Source organism: Pedobacter sp. (assembly GCF_046462515.1).
In the GTDB taxonomy this organism is placed as follows: Bacteria; Bacteroidota; Bacteroidia; order Sphingobacteriales; family Sphingobacteriaceae; genus Pedobacter.
Genome location: NZ_JBKGVD010000010.1, coordinates 91165 through 109503 on the forward strand (window position 1 = coordinate 91165; position 18339 = coordinate 109503).

Annotated in this window: 15 protein-coding genes, 2 tRNA genes and 1 pseudogene; 8 read left to right on the forward strand and 10 right to left on the reverse strand. The window is 37.4% G+C overall.

The annotated features are described in order from the left end of the window. Nucleotides 1–9: 9 nt before the first annotated feature. From trpB to recR, 6 genes are all read right to left on the reverse strand, one after another. Complete coding sequence (gene trpB / locus ACLHG9_RS15290; protein ID WP_410222373.1) at nt 10–1197, reverse strand: tryptophan synthase subunit beta; 1188 nt, start codon at nt 1195–1197, stop codon at nt 10–12. 37 nt (nt 1198–1234) lie between these two features. Beyond that, nucleotides 1235–1879 carry a phosphoribosylanthranilate isomerase gene (locus tag ACLHG9_RS15295; RefSeq protein WP_410222374.1) on the reverse strand — a complete coding sequence of 215 codons (645 nt, stop codon included), beginning with the start codon at nt 1877–1879 and terminating at the stop codon, nt 1235–1237. Nucleotides 1880–1887: 8 nt separating this feature from the next. Then, entirely contained in the window at nt 1888–2874 is a 987-nt protein-coding gene (gene trpD, locus ACLHG9_RS15300; protein ID WP_410222375.1) for an anthranilate phosphoribosyltransferase, read from the reverse strand. 215 nt (nt 2875–3089) lie between these two features. Beyond that, nucleotides 3090–5069, reverse strand: coding sequence for a tetratricopeptide repeat protein (locus ACLHG9_RS15305; RefSeq protein WP_410222376.1), 1980 nt, complete (start codon nt 5067–5069; stop codon nt 3090–3092). A gap of 31 nt (nt 5070–5100) precedes the next feature. After that, entirely contained in the window at nt 5101–5916 is an 816-nt protein-coding gene (locus ACLHG9_RS15310) for an SDR family oxidoreductase (RefSeq protein WP_410222377.1), read from the reverse strand. A gap of 28 nt (nt 5917–5944) precedes the next feature. Continuing rightward, nucleotides 5945–6565, reverse strand: a complete 621-nt coding sequence (gene recR, locus ACLHG9_RS15315) for a recombination mediator RecR (protein WP_410222378.1) — start codon at nt 6563–6565, stop codon at nt 5945–5947. 86 nt (nt 6566–6651) lie between these two features. Between recR and ACLHG9_RS15320 the strand changes: the two genes are divergently transcribed. The 3 genes from ACLHG9_RS15320 to ACLHG9_RS15330 all read left to right on the forward strand — a co-directional run bounded on the left by ACLHG9_RS15320 (nt 6652) and on the right by ACLHG9_RS15330 (nt 9427). Continuing rightward, the gene (locus ACLHG9_RS15320; RefSeq protein WP_410222379.1) at nt 6652–8157 is read left to right on the forward strand and encodes a sodium:solute symporter; all 1506 of its coding nucleotides are present in this window, start codon (nt 6652–6654) and stop codon (nt 8155–8157) included. Between the two features lie 9 nt (nt 8158–8166). Next, nucleotides 8167–8874, forward strand: coding sequence for a TIGR00730 family Rossman fold protein (locus tag ACLHG9_RS15325; protein WP_410222380.1), 708 nt, complete (start codon nt 8167–8169; stop codon nt 8872–8874). Between the two features lie 61 nt (nt 8875–8935). Further along, nucleotides 8936–9427: a hypothetical protein gene (locus ACLHG9_RS15330; protein ID WP_410222381.1), complete on the forward strand. Its 492-nt coding sequence runs from the start codon at nt 8936–8938 to the stop codon at nt 9425–9427. Here the strand turns inward: ACLHG9_RS15330 and ACLHG9_RS15335 are convergent. After that, nucleotides 9424–10014 (reverse strand): DUF502 domain-containing protein, encoded by a 591-nt coding sequence (locus ACLHG9_RS15335; RefSeq protein WP_410222382.1) that lies wholly within the window; start codon nt 10012–10014, stop codon nt 9424–9426. The two genes, ACLHG9_RS15330 and ACLHG9_RS15335, sit on opposite strands and share 4 nt — an antisense overlap. Before the next feature lie 57 nt (nt 10015–10071). Continuing rightward, complete coding sequence (locus ACLHG9_RS15340) at nt 10072–12534, reverse strand: bifunctional UDP-N-acetylmuramoyl-tripeptide:D-alanyl-D-alanine ligase/alanine racemase (protein WP_410222383.1); 2463 nt, start codon at nt 12532–12534, stop codon at nt 10072–10074. A 49-nt stretch (nt 12535–12583) separates the two neighbouring features. Between ACLHG9_RS15340 and ACLHG9_RS15345 the strand changes: the two genes are divergently transcribed. From ACLHG9_RS15345 to ACLHG9_RS15360, 4 genes are all read left to right on the forward strand, one after another. After that, nucleotides 12584–13072: a regulatory protein RecX gene (locus tag ACLHG9_RS15345; RefSeq protein WP_410222384.1), complete on the forward strand. Its 489-nt coding sequence runs from the start codon at nt 12584–12586 to the stop codon at nt 13070–13072. 124 nt (nt 13073–13196) lie between these two features. Continuing rightward, nucleotides 13197–13269: transfer RNA gene (locus tag ACLHG9_RS15350), tRNA-Gly, on the forward strand. A gap of 52 nt (nt 13270–13321) precedes the next feature. Continuing rightward, nucleotides 13322–13406, forward strand: a tRNA-Leu gene (locus ACLHG9_RS15355). A 326-nt stretch (nt 13407–13732) separates the two neighbouring features. Further along, nucleotides 13733–14953 (forward strand): hypothetical protein, encoded by a 1221-nt coding sequence (locus ACLHG9_RS15360; RefSeq protein ID WP_410222385.1) that lies wholly within the window; start codon nt 13733–13735, stop codon nt 14951–14953. A 167-nt stretch (nt 14954–15120) separates the two neighbouring features. Here the strand turns inward: ACLHG9_RS15360 and ACLHG9_RS15365 are convergent, their stop codons facing one another. Further along, nucleotides 15121–16404 carry a S41 family peptidase gene (locus ACLHG9_RS15365; protein WP_410222386.1) on the reverse strand — a complete coding sequence of 428 codons (1284 nt, stop codon included), beginning with the start codon at nt 16402–16404 and terminating at the stop codon, nt 15121–15123. Between the two features lie 260 nt (nt 16405–16664). Here ACLHG9_RS15365 and ACLHG9_RS15370 point away from each other — a divergent pair, with 260 nt between their 5' ends. Then, nucleotides 16665–17414, forward strand: coding sequence for a hypothetical protein (locus ACLHG9_RS15370; protein ID WP_410222387.1), 750 nt, complete (start codon nt 16665–16667; stop codon nt 17412–17414). Between the two features lie 675 nt (nt 17415–18089). Here the strand turns inward: ACLHG9_RS15370 and ACLHG9_RS15375 are convergent. Further along, nucleotides 18090–18339, reverse strand: a pseudogene (locus tag ACLHG9_RS15375) (RHS repeat-associated core domain-containing protein); the annotation flags it as partial.

The window sequence follows — 18339 nt, forward strand, 5'->3', positions numbered from 1 at the left end:
GGTGTTCTTTTAATGCTGTAAATCAAAATAATTCATATACGTATCCATGTCTTTATCTCCTCTTCCTGACAAGCACACTACTACGGTATCTGAGGGATTAAGCTGCATTTTTTCAAGATAAGCCAGTGCGTGTGCGCTTTCTATAGCTGGTATAATACCTTCGTATTGTGTAAGCAGTAAACCTGCGTTCATTGCTTCATCATCTGTAATCGCAGCATATTGTCCACGACCACTTTTAAATAAATGCGCATGTTGAGGGCCTATTCCTGGGTAATCCAATCCTGCCGAAATAGAATGGGGTTCTACAACCTGTCCGTCGGCAGTTTGCATTAAAATACTTTTGCTGCCATGCAAAACACCTTCCTTACCCAATGTTGTGGTTGCCGCCGAAAAACCACTGTCTACGCCTTTACCCGCAGCTTCTACGGCAATTAACTTTACGCTTTCATTATCAATAAAATGATAGAACATACCCATGGCATTACTGCCACCTCCTACACAGGCCAGCACATAATCGGGCAATTCGTTTCCTGTATGCGCTTTTAACTGTTTTTTTGTTTCAAAAGAGATCACAGACTGAAATTGCGCCACCATATCAGGATATGGATGCGGCCCAACTACCGAACCGATAATGTAATGCGTATCTACCGGATTATTGATCCAATCTCTCATAGCTTCGTTTGTAGCGTCTTTTAATGTTTTACTGCCTGAAGTAGCTGCTACCACTTTAGCGCCTAACATTTTCATCCGGGCTACATTTGGCGCCTGACGTTTGATATCTACTTCGCCCATATATACTACACATTCCAGACCTCTTAAAGCGCAAACTGTTGCTGTTGCTACGCCATGTTGTCCGGCTCCGGTTTCGGCAATAATGCGTTTTTTGCCCAGTTTTTCTGCCAGTAAGATCTGCCCAATGGTATTATTAATTTTATGCGCTCCGGTATGGTTCAGATCTTCTCTTTTCAGAAAGATATTTGCACCATATTTTTTAGATAAGCGCTTAGCCAAATACAACGGCGAAGGTCTACCAACATAATCTTTTAACAGTTGTTTAAACTCATTCTGAAAACCGGTTTCATTGATTATATGAAGATAATTTCTACGTAATTCTTCTACATTGGGATATAACATTTCGGGGATATAAGCTCCGCCAAAGTCTCCGTAATATCCCCGTTCATCAACAAAATAATTCATGTTCTTTTTTATTTACAAGAGGCGAACCTCTATTTTCTTAATGCTGTTCTTCAGTTAATTCTTTTAAAAATCTTTGCAGTTTATTGATGTCTTTCAACCCTGGTTCTATCTCAAATCTGCTGTTCAGGTCTATGGCATACAAACGTTTATCATTGATTTTCTTGATCTCGTCTGCATGTTGCAGATCAATTCCTCCGCTTAAGAAATAAGGTTTCTGCAAAGTATATTGAGCCAGCAACTTCCAGTTAAACGTTTTTCCGGAGCCGCCGTAATTTTTGGTCTGGGTATCAAAAAGAAAGAAATCAACTGCATCTATATAGGCTTCTAAAACCGCGAAGTCAAAATTTTCATCTATACCAAAAGCTTTAATAACTTCTATATTTAATGCTTGCAGGTTTTTGCAATACCCCGGACTTTCATTACCGTGCAATTGTATGGCTTTTAGCCCATGCTGCCTAACTATTGTTTCTACTTTATGCGTATCCTCATTAACAAACACGCCCGTTGTTCTGATGGACTCTGGAATGTAACGGATCAGCTCGGCAGATACCTCTGTAATCATTCTTGGCGATTGAGGATAAAATATAAACCCCATGTAATGCGGTTGAAGACTTGCCAGTTCTGCAATATTAGCAGCCCTGCTCATGCCGCAAACCTTAATTTTTATTGTTTCTGATAACATCTTTTTTATTAAGCCATAAGATTTTTAAAACTGTGATAGGCTCTCCCGCTCATTAATGATTCTTCTGCTTTGTAATAGCAGTCAGCAAAAGAAAGCTCTTTTTCAATAGTTTGTATAGCCAATGCCGCGTTGCAGAGCACTACATTGGTCTGGCTATCTGTACCTTTTCCTTCCAGTACATTTATAAATATTTTAGCCGAAGATTGTACCGTACTACCTCCTTTGATCTCTTTTTCGTCAAGGGTTTCAAAACCTAAGCTTTCTATGGTATGCAGCACTTCGCCCTGTCTGGTAAAGGTCTTAAAATCGCAGGTTAATGATACTTCATCAAAACCATTTACTGCATGCAAAATAGTGTAATTCTTATCGGTTTCCTGATATAAATAAGCGTAAATCCGGGCTAGTTCTAAACTAAATACACCTATAATCTGGTTTTGGGGTTGCGCGGGGTTTACCATTGGCCCCAACATATTGAAAAAAGTTTTTACACCTAATTCTTTACGTATGGGTGCAATGGTTTTCATGGCAGGATTAAAAAGTGGTGCATGGATAAAACAAATTCCTGCTTTATCTAAGCTCTGTTTCAGTACGTCCTCATTATTGGTAAAGTTATAACCTAAATATTCAATTACGTTGCTGGAACCACAGCCTGATGATACGCCATAATTACCATGTTTAGCTACTTTATAGCCCGCTCCTGCTACCACAAAAGATGCCAGCGTAGAAATATTGAAAGTATCTTTTCCGTCTCCACCTGTTCCGCACAGATCTACCAGTTCAAAATCATTCAAGTTTAATTTTATGCATAATTCAAGCATAGCATCTCTAAATCCCTGAAGTTCTTCTACAGTAATGTTTCGCATAGCATAAGCTGTAAGAAATGCGGCCATCTGCGCTGCGTTGAACTCTCCTAAAGCTATAGAGGTAAGTATTTTTTGTGCTTCTGCACGATTAAATGTTTTGTTCTCGAATAAATGGTTAAGAATTTTTTTCATTCTTTTTTATTTTATCGGGACAACCTGAAGGCAATAAAAAAAGGATTGCGTTTCAGGCAATCCTTTTTGTTTATCAATATTTTTAAATTAAATACAACATAGAATGGCCTAACAAAAATTGTTATGCCACCACCAGTTTGTATTTAACATTAATTTTCTCATCGCTTAGGCAAATATGAAACAGTTTTTTATCAATTGCAAGATTTTTGAAAAATTTATACTTTTTTATTTTGGTCAAACCCTTCCAGTATAAAAGTGAAAACAGTTCCTTTACCTACTTCACTCTCTACGCTCAGCTCACCTTTATTGGCCTGAATAAATTCTTTGCAGATGATGAGCCCTAAGCTGGTACCTTCTTCCTGTGAAGTTCCTTTTGTACTTATAGAAGATAAGTTAAATATATTATTGATACGATTGGCCGCTATGCCTACTCCGGTATCAATCACTTTAAATTGTATTTTATTATCGGCTATTGTTTCGGCTTTAAGCCTTACCGTGCCTCCGGCCTGCGTAAATTTAACTGCATTGGATAAAAGGTTTCTGATAACAAAATCAAAATGGTTTGAATCTGTTTGTAGCATAATGCTATGAGATACATCTAAATGAATGCTGATATTTTTTTGCATTGCGGCTTCTTTGATCAATGCTACATTTTTCTGGATATTTTCTATCGCGTTAAAAGTGGTTACATTTAAACGTATACCCTTAATTTGCATTTGTCCCCATTTGAGCAGTTTATCCAATATTTCAAGGCTGTTTTCACAATGTTCGCTCAGCTTACTAATAATCTCTTCGCGGGTAGCCGCATCTATGTCTCCATCATTGATGAGATTCAAAAAACCGATCGTAGAAACCAGAGGTGATCTGATGTCATGTGCTACAATTGAAAAGAATTTATCTTTCTGTCTGTTGTTTTCTTCTAATCTGGAATTGGCTTGCTGTAAGAGTTTATTTAAATGTCTGGTTTTATAATAATTGGCTAAAATGATCGCTAAAATTATAAGGGCTGCCAGTGCTATAGAAATGGTTACATTTCTTACCATAGTGGCCTTACTGCTTTTTAATTTAAGCTCTTTTACCTGTGCATTTGATTTTTCGAGATTATAAGCAGTTTCAAGACTGGTTACCTGCTTCATCATATCTCTATAATAAAACTGCTCAGCCAGACTGTAGCTTTTGGCTTTACATTCAAGTGCTTTTTTCAAATCTTTTTTCTTTTCATACAATTCAGACATTTTGTTTAAAATAGTTATCTGCTGTATGTACAATTTATTTTCTTCAACAATACGCAAGGCCTGTTTAAAATAATACAATGCCTTATCAGCATCAACCCCCATATAAACTTCTGCAAACTCTGTTAAAGTAGATTGTTCTCTTAATACATTTTTAATCTGACGGGCAAATGATAAGGCTTCCAAAAAATACTTTTCTGCTTTCGCCTGATTGCCTTTTTGGAAATAAGCAATTGCCAGCACCTTTAACAAACTAATGCGCAATCCATTGTATTCGGTTTTATTGCACTTTTTTAATCCCATTTCTAAATAATGTATGGCACTATCATATTCTTTCAGCTTTACATAGGTGTAACCATAGCTGATATACATGTTGAAGGTGAAATTAGAGAGTGGGATTTCACTATCTATCTTTTGGGCAATATCTAAATTCTTTAAAGCGCTGCTATAATCGCCTACGCTGTAATAAGCTTCTGATAATACAACACGGGCTTCAAGCAAACCTAATTTGTCATTATTTTTTTCGCTTAATCTTAGCGCGTCATAAAAATAGGCTAACGACTTATCGTAATTCCCTTTTCTTTTTTCTACAACCCCTAATCTTACCAAAATGGCAGCTTCTCCTTTTTCGTCTCCCAGTTCACGATACAGGGTTTCAGCTTTTTCGTATTGTTCTTTGGCTTCCTTAAAACGCGTGGCGTTATCATCGATCATGCCGTTCTGGTTAAACAGAGCAGCAAGCGTTTTTTTATCATTATGCTTTTTTGCAAATGCTATTCCTTCTTTAACAAAATACAGCGCAGAATCTGGTTTAAGATACCTGTAGTATTTTACTATTTTCAGGTAATCTTCACCTGTTTTAAGTTTTTTAGGGTTTACGGGTATATCACTTGCATACAGATTTTGTAAACCCATGCAAAGCATTAACCCCAATAAGGTAAGTGTTCTCGCTATAATTTTCATCTGCCGAAGCGCATTTGCCTACATCTGTTTATTAGCTTATCAAAGGATTTTTTTCTTTGGCAAAAAGCTCAAACACTTTTTTATCGGCAAATGTCGGAAAAAGTTTATTTACCCATACGGCTAATTTACCCTGTCTGGTCATAACAAGCGTGCGTTTTCTTTTTTCAATTCCGTTGCAAATCCTTTGCGCAACTTCTTCGGCGCTCATCATTTTCTCTTCTTCCATGCTGGTTTCGCCATGTGCCAAACCATCTTTTGCCAGCGCGGTAACCCTAATGTTTGAGGCTGTGAAACCTGGGCAGGCTACCATTACATGCACGCCTGTTTTAAGCAGTTCTGTACGGAGGGCCTCCATAAAACCATTCATGGCAAATTTTGAAGAAGAATAACCTGTACGACCCGGCAAACCTCTGTAACCAGCAATGGATGATACGCCTACCACACTTCCCTGATTTTTTAAAATCTCAGGCAAAGCATATTTGGTGCAATATACGGTACCCCAAAAATTCACATCCATCAGATTTTTGATTACCGAAAGATCTAAATCATTAAATAAAGCCCGCATAGATAAACCTGCATTATTAATGAGTATATCTATACGGTCAAAAGTAGTTTTTGCCTGTTCTATAAGCATTTTGCAGTCTTCTTCTTTACTTACATCGGTTTGTACAGCCAGTGCCCTTATACCAAAATCTTTTTCGAGGGTGGCGGTAATCTCACATAAGCTTACAAATTGCCTTGCGCCAAGCACCAGGTTTGCCCCCCTTTTTGCCAGTTCAAAAGCAAGCGCTTTACCAATGCCAGATGAGGCTCCGGTAACAATAACTACTTTATCTTTTAAATTCATTTTACTTTATTACAGTATTTTTTACAGCCTAACCTTTAATTAATGTATTTTCATAGGGTACACGGGTAATGATAGATCTGCCTAATGTAACTTCATCGGCATATTCAAGCTCGCCGCCAAAGGCAATACCTCTGGCAATTGTGGTAATAGGGATGTTAAAATCTTTTAATTTTTTATGCAGGTAGAATAAGGTGGTATCGCCCTCCATATTGGCACTTAAGGCAAGTATAATTTCTTTTACCGGATGTGTTGCCGCACGCTTTACCAGGCTTTCTATCTGCAAATCTGAAGGTCCTATCCCATCCATAGGCGAAATGAGTCCGCCTAAAACATGGTATGAACCAAAATACTGATTTGTATTTTCGATAGCCATTACATCTCTTGTATCTTCAACCACACAGATGGTTTCGTGATCTCTTTTTGGAGAAGTGCAAATAGAGCAGGTTTCATCATCAGATATATTATGGCAAACAGTGCAATATTTAATATCTTTTTTTAAGGTAACCATTGCCCCTGTAAACCTGCCAATTTCAGCCTCATCTCTGTTCAGTAAATGGAGTACCAGTCGCAACGCCGTTTTCTGACCTACCCCCGGAAGCTTACTAAACTCATTTACTGCCTCTTCCAATAATCTGGACGAAAAATTCATAATACAAATTTATTATTTCTTAGTTGATATTTGATTTTTAAATAGGCTTTTTACTACATTTATCTCTTTAAACATAAGATCAAAGAATGTCACCTACTATTTTACTTTGCTTTTTAATCGGCTACTTCCTTATGCTGATTATTATTTCATTCGCTACCTCAAAAAAAACATCTGATAATTCTACTTTTTTTATTGCTAACCGGAACTCGAAATGGTATCTGGTTGCATTTGGTATGATCGGTACAGCCTTATCAGGTGTAACCTTTATATCTGTACCGGGAGAGGTTGGTGCTCCTGCCGGAAACCAGTTCCAATATTTTCAGTTTGTACTGGGTAACGTAATTGGTTTTATTATTATAGCTACCGTACTTTTACCGCTGTATTACCGCATGCAGCTTACATCTATATATAGCTACATCGAGAAACGCTTAGGGTTTTACAGCTATAAAACCGCTGCAACTATTTTCCTGATCAGCCGCACCATTGGTTCTGCTTTTAGGTTATACCTTGTTGTTATTGTATTACAACACTTTATATTTGATAATTATGGAATCCCTTTTTGGGCAACTGTTCTTTTATCGCTCTTGCTCATATGGTCATACACTTTTAAAGGTGGTTTAAAAACCATTATTATTACAGATACGCTGCAAACGTTCTTTCTTGTCTTATCGGTATTTTTAACCATTTACTTTATTACCAAAAGTTTAGATTTAAATATCTTACATGCTTTTGAAACCATTAAAGAAAGTAATTATTCTAAAATATTCTTCTATGAAGATTTTATTGGCAGTAAGTTTCACTGGATAAAACAGGTATTAGGCGGAATGTTTGTAACTATTGCCATGACGGGTTTAGACCAGGATCTGATGCAGAAGAATTTGAGCTGTAAAAATATTGGTGAAGCGCAAAAGAACATGTTCTCTTTTACCAGTGTTTTCCTGGTAATTAACTTATTCTTTTTAAGCGTGGGTGCCCTGCTTTATATTTATGCTGCAAAAAATGGTGTTGCCATTCCTACCGATGCTACAGGCGCTTCAAGAACTGACTTTTTATTTCCTGAAATTGCCTTGAATTATTTAGGTGTTGTACCTGCCATTGTATTTATGTTAGGTTTAACGGCAGCAACTTTTGCCACTACCGATTCTGCTTTAACTGCATTAACCACTTCTTTTTGTGTGGATTTTTTAGGCATGGACAAAAAACAAAGCGCAGATCCTAAGAAAGATATCAAAACACGTCATACTGTACACGTAGTGTTTTCATTGCTGATGTTTTTGGTAATCATCATTTTTAACGCTCTGAACGACCAATCTGTGGTATCTAAAATATTTCAGGTAGCTTCTTATACTTACGGGCCATTGTTAGGTCTTTACAGTTTTGGGCTATTTGTTAAGAACAGAGGTTTACACGATAAGCTGGTACCTTTTATCTGTTTAATATCGCCAGCGGTTTGCTATTTATTAAACACTCATGCCAAAGACTGGTTAGGAGGTTATGTATTTAGCGTAGAGCTGATTTTAATTAACGGCTTAATTACCTTTTTAGGTTTAATGCTGATCAGTAAAAAAACTGACCAGCAGACAAAATTTTAATATCTAATTATGAACAGTGAAGAAAAAATAAGAAGTGCTTTTGCCAATAAAGACTGGCAGGAAATTAAAACTACGGATAGCTGGCAGATCTTTAAGATCATGGCTGAATTTGTAGATGGATTTGAGAAGCTGGCAAAAATAGGTCCCTGCGTAAGTATTTTTGGTTCGGCACGTACTGCAGAAACCAATCCTTATTACCAGATTGCCGTTGAGTGCGGCCGTTTATTAACTGAACGTGGTTATGGTGTAATAACCGGAGGTGGCCCGGGTATCATGGAAGCCGGTAACCGTGGCGCGCACATGAACGGCGGTAAATCTGTGGGTTTAAATATTGAATTACCTTTTGAACAGTTTCATAATAAATACATTGAACCAAGCCGTTTACTTCAATTCGATTATTTCTTTGTAAGGAAAGTAATGTTCATGAAATACTCTCAGGGTTTTATCGTGTTACCGGGTGGAATGGGCACCATGGATGAGCTTTTTGAAGCACTAACACTTATACAAACCGGTAAGATTGCCCGTTTTCCTATTGTTTTAGTGGGTACAGATTATTGGGGAGGCCTGGTTGACTGGATTAAAAACACCATGCTTGAAAAAGAGCGTAACATCAATGCCGAAGATCTTAACCTTTTCAGGCTGGTTGATACGGCTGAAGAAGCCGCAGAACATATTTTTAGGTTCTATGACAAATATGTTTTAAAACCGAACTTCTGATAAAAAACTTATATTTTGTAACTGTCTTACATATTTTTTGTCTAAAAGTAAAATTAGGGATATGCGGGTTTTAACTTGGACAAAAAATGTGTTTGATAGTAACTATCAGCTTTTTTCAGATAATCAGATTATAGGTAATCTTGTTTTCAATATGTGGCAGCATAGTGCTACAGGATTATTTGAAAACCAGACCTTCTTTTTTAAATCTTCAGGCTTTTTAGGTTTAGATACGCAGATTTTCGACATTAATCATCAACCTTTAGGCAAAATACAAGTACATGGCTTTGCTTTAAATGCAACCGTAGAATTAGCCAACGGAGAGAAATATTTATGGCATGCCAACAGCATGTTTCTAAATAGCTGGCAACTGGGCGCAAGTCAGGATAAACTGGTTAAATGTAATGGCGCTTCAGGTTCAGGTTTCATTACCGAGCAAAACATTGATCAAAGTTTTGTATTGCTGGCCGGCCTATTTATTAAAGAAACATTTGCAAAAATGTTCTTTTTTATCATTATGCTGATCTTTATATGGTTTTGCTTATATAAATTCTAAAACCCGCTTACACCGCCGCTAACCACTAATTTCATCGCCTCGGCAGCCGACATATTTAAAGGTTTTACACGTTCTTTTGACACCACGTAAACCACTCCTGCGAAAGAATAAGAAAAAGGAAAGTAAACAATCACATCGCCGGGCAATGCAAGTTTATTGAGATCCTGTTGGGTTAAAAAACCAATACGTTTTAAGCCCTCTTCTACCTCTACCAGAACCGGATGATTAAACTTTTTCTCATCGCCCACAAATGCTTCTGTTAAATCTTTTATAGAAGAATAAATGAAGTTGATCAAGGGTAAACGGTTCAACATTCTTTGAAACCAGTTATACATGGGCGCGGTTACAAAGTTGGTTACAAAAACCCCTGCAATTAAGATAAGTGCAATAACCAGAGCCAGCCCTAAGCCGGGAATATTTCTGCTCATACCTGTTTTAGGATCAACGCCTAAAATGTTATTGATGTTTAACCAGCTATCTACAGTGGTAACTGCCCAAACCACAATAAAAATACTTAATGCAATAGGTACAACTACAAGCAATCCTCTGATTAAATAATTTAGTATGGCTTTTCCCAGCTTATTCATGGCGCAAAATTAGTAAAATGTTTTTACTTAAATTTTAACACATCTCACACTGCTTTTTTAGCCATATAAATATACTCGTTTAACTCTTTGCGAAACATTGGTCAGTATTTCATAGGGAATGGTTTCAATTGCGTTCGCCAAGTCTGCAATGGTATGCTCATGATTAAATACAATTACTTCATCTCCAACTTTGGCTTCAATGCCACTAATATCCAGCATACACATATCCATGCAAATTGAACCCACAGTAGGTGCCAAACGTCCGTTTACCAGCATCTTACCCCTGCCATTGCCAAAATTGCGGTTGTAACCATCGGCATAGCCAATTTTAACTGTAGCAATTTTGCCGTCATGTAGCAGTACGCCTCTGCGACTGTAGCCTACGGTTTCTCCGGCCTTTAATACTTTGATCTGCGAAATGGTTGTTTTAAGACAGGCCACCGTTTCCAGTCCTTTGCTTTTTGGCAACGCGGCATCAAAACCGTACATACCTATACCAATACGCACCATATCAAATTGCGCATTTGCATGACGGCTGATTCCAGATGTATTTAACACATGCCGTATAGGCTGATCTGGAAGAACAGTGAGCAATTCATGATAAAAAGCAAGGTATTTTTGCACCTGCATTTGCGTAAAATCATCGTGCAGGGTTTCATCTGCTCCGGCTAAATGGGTAAAAACAGATACCACTTTTATTTTACGGTTATGGGCCAAAATCTGTAGCAGAGCTTTGAGATCATGCTGCTCAAAACCCAATCTGTGCATACCTGTATCTACCTTTATGTGGATAGGAAAATGCTGAACATTGACCGGCAATGCTTTAATAAAATCAGTTAAAACCTCTGTGCTGTAAATTTCGGGTTCTAAATTGTATTTAACCATGGCTTCAAAAGCAGAAACCTCAGGGCTCATTACCATTATAGGCAGCGTAATACCTGCTTTACGCAAAGCAATTCCTTCATCGGCATAAGCAACCGCCAGGTAATCTACCTTATGGTATTGCAACAGATTGGCAATTTCAAAACTTCCGCTACCGTAAGAGAAAGCTTTTACCATGGCCATTGTCTTAACTCCCGGTTTTAATTGCGCCCGGTAATATTGCAGGTTTTTAAGCAATGCATTGAGGTTAATCTCTAAAACCGTATCGTGTACTTTTTGCATAAGTAATTTACCTAAGGCCGCAAATCCAAACCGGTCCTGTCCTTTCAAAAGAATGGTCTCGTTGTTAAAATTGATTTCGGGTAGTTTAGCAATGAGCTCTTCTATTGTTTCAAAGTATAAACTGCTTTTATCAAACAAGTTTGCAAAAGCTGAAATTTCTGGGCCTACGCCTATCAATCGGCCGGCATGCTTGTGTTTAAGCAATGTTGCTACTTCCTGGTAAACCTGTGCTGTTTCTTTGCCTTCGGGGTTAAGATCTGAAAGGATTAAAGTTTTACGGTTATGTTGGTTCTGCTGGTTCAGAAAATCGAGCGCTATGGCTAAAGATGAAATATCGGTACTGTAATGATCATGAATAATTGAGCATTGGTTAATTCCGTTAAGTAATTGCAATTGCAGCACCACAGGGCTCAATCGCATAAAGCGTTCACTTATCAACGTATTTTCATAACCTAAAGCTAAAAGCACCGCCCAGCAAATTATAGCATTTTCTACCGATGCGGGATCGGTAAAAGGAATGGTCATCTCAATTTCTTCGCCTTTATAATGAGCTTTTAAATGCGTGGTTTCGTTTTTATTTAAACGTTCAAATACCTGCAAATCTGCTGTACTTTCGGTACCCCAGGTAAAGCTTTGTTCAATGGATAAATTTTCCATATCTATCCCTTTTACATATCCGGGATTGTAGATCAGCAATTTTGCACTTTCAAATAATTTGAGCTTTTCCTTAATTTTTTCAGTACAGTTATCAAAGCCTTCATCATGTTGCAAGCCTATATTTGTTAATATGCCAATATCAGGTTTAATCATATCATGCAGAGCCTGCATTTCGTTGGCTGTTGAAATCCCTGCTTCAAAAATTCCCAGATTATGGTTTGCCGTGATCTGCCATACCGATAAGGGCACGCCTATTTGCGAGTTGTAGCTCTTTGGACTGCGAACAATATTGTAATCTGTAGCCAAAAGCTGGTACAACCATTCTTTTACCATCGATTTTCCTGTACTGCCCGTTATGCCAATGGTTTTTAAGTTAAATCTTGAGCGGTGGTATTGTGCCAAATGCTGTAAAGCTGCCAATACATGGGGTACGAACAGAACGTTTACATCGGCATACTTTTCTGTAAAACCTTTTTCTGATACTACAAAATTCCTTACTCCATTTTGGTAAGCACCGTCAATAAAGTCGTGTCCGTTGCGTTGTGCTTTTACCGCGAAGAATAATCCCTCATCGGGTGCAGTAACCGTACGGCTGTCTGTAAGCAGTTTCTTGATTTTAAGCTCAGGATTAACCAATACAGCTTTGGCATCCATGATCTTCGCAACCTGTGCTATGGAGTAATTTTCGTTATCCATCATAGAAAAATGTGTTTTACTCTTATTTTTTTACGAATTTCAGCATTTAATTATGAAAAGTGTTAAAGAAAACAAAATAGCTTTAGATCAGAAGTCGGCTTTGTTAAAAGCAGAGCAGTGGTGTGCTTATCAAGAAAGATCGCAACATGAAATGAGAAATAAGCTTTATGAATGGGAACTTAAAACTACCGAAATAGAAGAAATTATTGCCGAACTGATTGCCAACAATTTTTTAAATGAAGAACGGTTTGCCTTAAGTTATGCATCGGGTAAGCATCATATCAAGAAATGGGGTAAACTTAAGATTAAACAGGGTTTAAAATTAAAGCGAGTTCCAGATAAAATTATACAAAAAGCCCTTAGCAGCCTGAACGAAGAAACTTACTTGAAAAATTTAACACAACTTTTTGAAAAGAAAGCAGGTAGCATTACCGAAAAAAATGCTGTTAAACGCAGTTATAAGCTCTTAAATTATCTTTTAAGCAAGGGTTATGAAAAAGATTTAATTTTTCTTTTACTGAAAAACAATGAGTTAGATTAAACATTAAAAAAAATGTAAAATATTTCTTGGCAGCAATATAAATCTGTGTATATTTGCAAACCCAAACGGAAGAACGGTATATTAAACCAAAACATTTGGGTCTTACATCGGAGATGTAATTTAAGCGAAAGTAGCTCAGTTGGTAGAGCACAACCTTGCCAAGGTTGGGGTCGCGAGTTCGAATCTCGTCTTTCGCTCTAAATGCCTTCCTACCAGGAGGCATTTAATTTTAAAAAGCATTTATTGCTTGCTGAAGTGGTGGAACTGGTAGACACGCAGGACTTAAAATCCTGTGCCCTCAACAGGCGTGCGGGTTCGATTCCCGCCTTCAGTACAAATAAAATCGAAACGAAAGCCTTTCAGAAATGAGAGGCTTTTTGCTTTTAAAGCAATTCCTAGAAATCTATGTTTGTCGTTTATATCTTACAATCTGAAAAACGCGGACGTTTTTACATAGGTCACCGAGGATATGGTTAAGCGGCTATATTGTCACAACAACGGTTATGTAACGGCAATCAGGGATAAAATTGCAGACACACCTAGTTCACAATTGGGGTGTCCCTAACATATTTCATTAAGTTTATCTGAACAAATAAAACAGGAGCCCACATAATTAAAGGTATTTTTATATATTTATAACTTACCAAGTTAAATACATGCATGAAACACTTATTCTCTCTGATATTTGTTGTCATACTACTTGTGTGTACTGCAAATGCCCAAAATGCGCCAACCAACTTAAGTGCTACCAATATTTCAGACAAGACCACTACTGTAAACTGGCAGGCTTCTACCACAGCTCCTACAACCTCTACAAAGATTGAAGGTTTCGAACAAGCGTTTGGCACTACCTCTTGGAGTAGTGAAGGCTACAATTGGGTTTCGAACAATACCGATATCAGAACCTATAATGGCACAATCCATTCTGGTAATGGTAGTTTGTTTATTGCCCGTACCGATAACAGGCTAACTTTTAATGTACCTGTTACTTTAAAAGGGTTATGGATTTATCCGCAATATTTAACCTCTTATACTATTAAGGGCTATAGTATTAACAATACTGAATTATATAGTAAGACCGTAAATGTGAGTTCTAGTATAGGCTTTGAATATTTAACACTTAATTGGAGCAACATTAAAGCAATTAACATTTCTTTTCCAACTACTGGAGGCCCTGGTGAAGTTGTATGCATAGATGACCTCGAATATTCTCCCTTAGAAAATGTTTACCCTTATTATCTTTCTACAGTTAATACGGCTCCAGCTAACAACGAAACCGCAAGTGGACTGGCTACAGGCACAGCTCTTAACTTAACAGGTTTACAGCCTTCAACTACTTATTATGTGTGGATGCGCACTTACAACGGCAACGCATATGGAAACTGGACGGCTAGTCCGCTAACATTTACAACATCGGCCGTATTGCCTATAACGCTACAATCGTTTAGCGCAGAAAGAAAAGGTAATGAGCTGTATGTAAAATGGAAAACCGCTAGCGAAAACAACAATAGTCATTTCTTAATACAAGCATCGGTTAATGGTAGTATCTGGACCAACTTAGGCAAAGTAAATTCTAAAGCGGTAAACGGCAATTCATCAGCAGCGTTAAGCTACACGTTTAACCATTCATTGGATCAGTTGGCTTTGGCCGGTTTTGGCTTATTGGCATTCTTACTTTTACCTGCCACCAAAAATAAGTTCTTAAAGCTTGCGATGTTATTGCTAGTAATAACAAGTATTGCCGCTTGTGCCAAAGTTGATGATACATCTCCACAATTACATAAGGGCTTAACAACAGCGCAGTCTGTATATGTGCGCCTTGTACAGGTAAATTTAGATGGCTCGCTTACCTATAGCGACGTAGTTCAGGCAAAGAAATAATTATTACAGATACAATTAAAGAGAAGGAATCTACACAGATTCGCTTTTCTTTTTCCACCTTACTTATTTTCATTTTTAAGCGCTATCATAGTATTATTTTATGCGTATTCTGACAGAAATTTATTGTTTTGGCTTACCTGTTAAATTAATCTTTGACGCCAGTTCTCTTATTCTTTAACGATTTTTACGTTAACATTATCTTCCTTTTCCGGATTTAACGGATCTAGAACCTTCTGATTATCTACCATAAACCGGTAACGTATTTTGCCCTTAGGCACTTCAATTCTGATACTCCATCCACCTTTATTGTTACGCTCAAGCTGATTTGTGTGTCTTCCCCAGTAGTTAAAATCTCCTGCAACAGAAACAGATTTGGCATCTTGGTAACCCTCAAGTGAGAACTGAACGAGCTTGGTCAAGGGCTTATCTGCTTTTAGTTTTTCTACGATCAAACTATATTCTGGCTTCCATTTTTCTGGTTTTGTTTTCATTATGGTGTCTAATGCAACAAGATGTGCAATGCGTAATGCATCCCTTGCTGGCACTTTCAACTCGGGTATAACTCCTACAGTTTCCCAATTGGTTTTTGTTATCGCATTAGTTACACTGGCCTCTGGCATATTAATACCAAAGTGGTTGTTCAATGTAATAGATCCAACAGGATTGGCCGCCCCTCCAGTAACGTCTCCAACAATTGTAATTCTTTTTAAAGCTTGGAGACAGTATGCTAAGGCTTCAGCTCCTGAAAAGGTACCACCACTTGTTAAAATATACACAGGTTTGTTAAGATACTTTTTGCCCGGAACATAACCATAACTCCAGTTTTGTTTGGCCTGTTTAGGTAAACGATAACTTGTGGTGCTGAGTAAGACTGATCTTGATAAAAAGTAACCTGGAAATAAAAGATTGAAATCTTCTGACATGCTTCCGGTGCAAGATCTTAAATCAATGATCAATGCATTGGTGCTTGACAACGTATCCATTGCCTTAACAATGAGTTCGCCTGAATAATCTAGCGGACCAAAATACTTAAAATCGAGATATCCAATATTTCCCTCAAGAATGGCCACCTTTTTAAGTCCGAACTGTTCTTTTTTCATAGTCTCAAATCTTTCCAATTGCTGTTGTTCTGTTAACTGGGTCGCAAATCCATTCAGTTTCTCAAGTTCTTTTGCAGAATAATAAATAACTAAGTGCCGATCATCGAAAATACTTCTTACATCTAAGGTTAACTGATTGGCTAGTTCCTGACCAGATGCAATCCTGTCATATTTACCCAACTTTAAATTGGCATTCAAAATTTCTGCCATGCGATGCCCAACATCCGGATCTATATATCTCTGAATGAGGCTCTCAGACACCTGATTGACAGTAAGACCTGTACTATCTCTATTGAATTGGGCGTAGATAATTGGCTGCGATAAACTAATAAGCGCAACTATCAGAATCATTTTAATTTTCATTCTAGTGCTAAAATCATTTGTGTTTATCCAAAACTAATTACATCACAATTTATTAACAACTTCGTCGACAGACGGCAATTTTTAGTAGATTATCTAAAGAAAAAACCGAAGGTTTGATAATTGAATTTAAAATAATTTGCATAACCTATACCGTAAAAATACCCAATTCCTTATCGGGAAAATACCTTTTTAAGTTCTGTTGCATTGCACTAATTTAGCACTAACATAATTTATAAAACGCCCGGCAAATGAAAACAGTAAACCTGCAACTACCTGCAGAACGGTTACCTTCTAAAATTGATTTATCTGTCTATTGCCCAAATGCAAAAGGTCAATACCGTTCAACCTGTTACGCCTATGCTTTTGCTTATACTGCTTTAAGTATTAACTATTGTGTAAAGCATAATATCACCGAGAGAAAAGAGGTAGAAGAAAATGCTTTTTCTCCGGGTTTTATTGCAAGTCGCCACAGGCAGAACACAAATTTTAATTATTGGTGCGGTCGTCAGGGTAATTACGACATTGATCTGGCTATTTTTGGTAAAGATGGCTGTCCAAAACTGATCGATTTCCCACCGGATTGTACCGCTACAATACCCGATAATATTTTTGCACTGGCCAGCCAAACACGATTGGATAAATACGAATATATCCAAACCCAAAACGATACCTCAGTACAGGCTATTGAAAAAATAAAAATTGTGCTCGCTCATCAGGTCCCTGTTTTAATTGTGGTTAATCTTACCAAAGATTTCTCAAATAAACTTAAAGACGATTGCAATACAACTTTACCTTCTTTATATCGTGGCAAAAAAGCCTCAGGGTATCATGATATCTGCGTTATAGGATATGATGACGATCCTGAATCAAAATATTTTGGCAGGTTTTTAGTTAAAAACAATTACAAAACCTGGGGCGACAGCCGTAATATGGCCTGGGTTCTTTATGATGATATGATGTATATGATCAGTCAGGCACTTTACTTTACGATTTTATAGTTTATCATTAGATATATATCTATTTACTTTTAGGGTTAAGTATTTAGCTTGACAAAAAGCTTTAATAAATCATTTTTTCCAGTTTCTTGAGATGGGATAGAATTTCATCTTCCTGCGGAAAAGTTATTCGAACTTTTATTGAAATCTATCATTATCTTTATTCATTCTTTACAAAAAGAAGAACTATCAATTAACGTTACATAGGCCAATCTCATTGAGAGCCAATCTACTCTTTTAGCTTTCAGCTTTTTCGCTTACTGTACGTTTTTTACTTTTCTTGGGCTACGGCTTCTTTCTTACTGGTTTTCTGTGCTTTATGTAGCCCATTTGCATTTTAGGCTACTGCTGGGCTACGAACCACTGATTTGATGTTTTCCAGTATCGTTTTTACTGTCTAACAAAGCCGAGATTACAAATTCTGACCAGTGAGAATTACAAATCTCGACCTGCTAGGCTCGTTTATTACTTAATTTCAGCTATTATATTGATATAAATAGAAAATTAGCAAACATAACGCAAATAAATCTACACCTATACTTGTATAATTAAGCTCCAAAGATTTTATGATGATTACATAACTAAACTTTGAGAAATCAAGTCCAAACCTAAAATCGGACGTGCCGGTATAGGCCTACCTCTCGTAGCGACATATCTTGTATATAAACCCTGAGTTGACCTACCATCCGGATCTATATTCGAAATGGGATTATTCTCTACATAATTAAAGAGGGAAAAAGAATGATAACTCTCCGCCAACGGATCCACCACATTCCACCTACCGATCACCGGATCATAGAACCTGGCTCCGTAATCGTACTGTCCCAGTTCATCCTGTAGTTCTTTGCCATTGTATAGATATTTGTTGTTCCCGCCGTTCACACTCTTCCTCAACCCAAACGCATAGTAGTCATCCCGCTGCAGCATC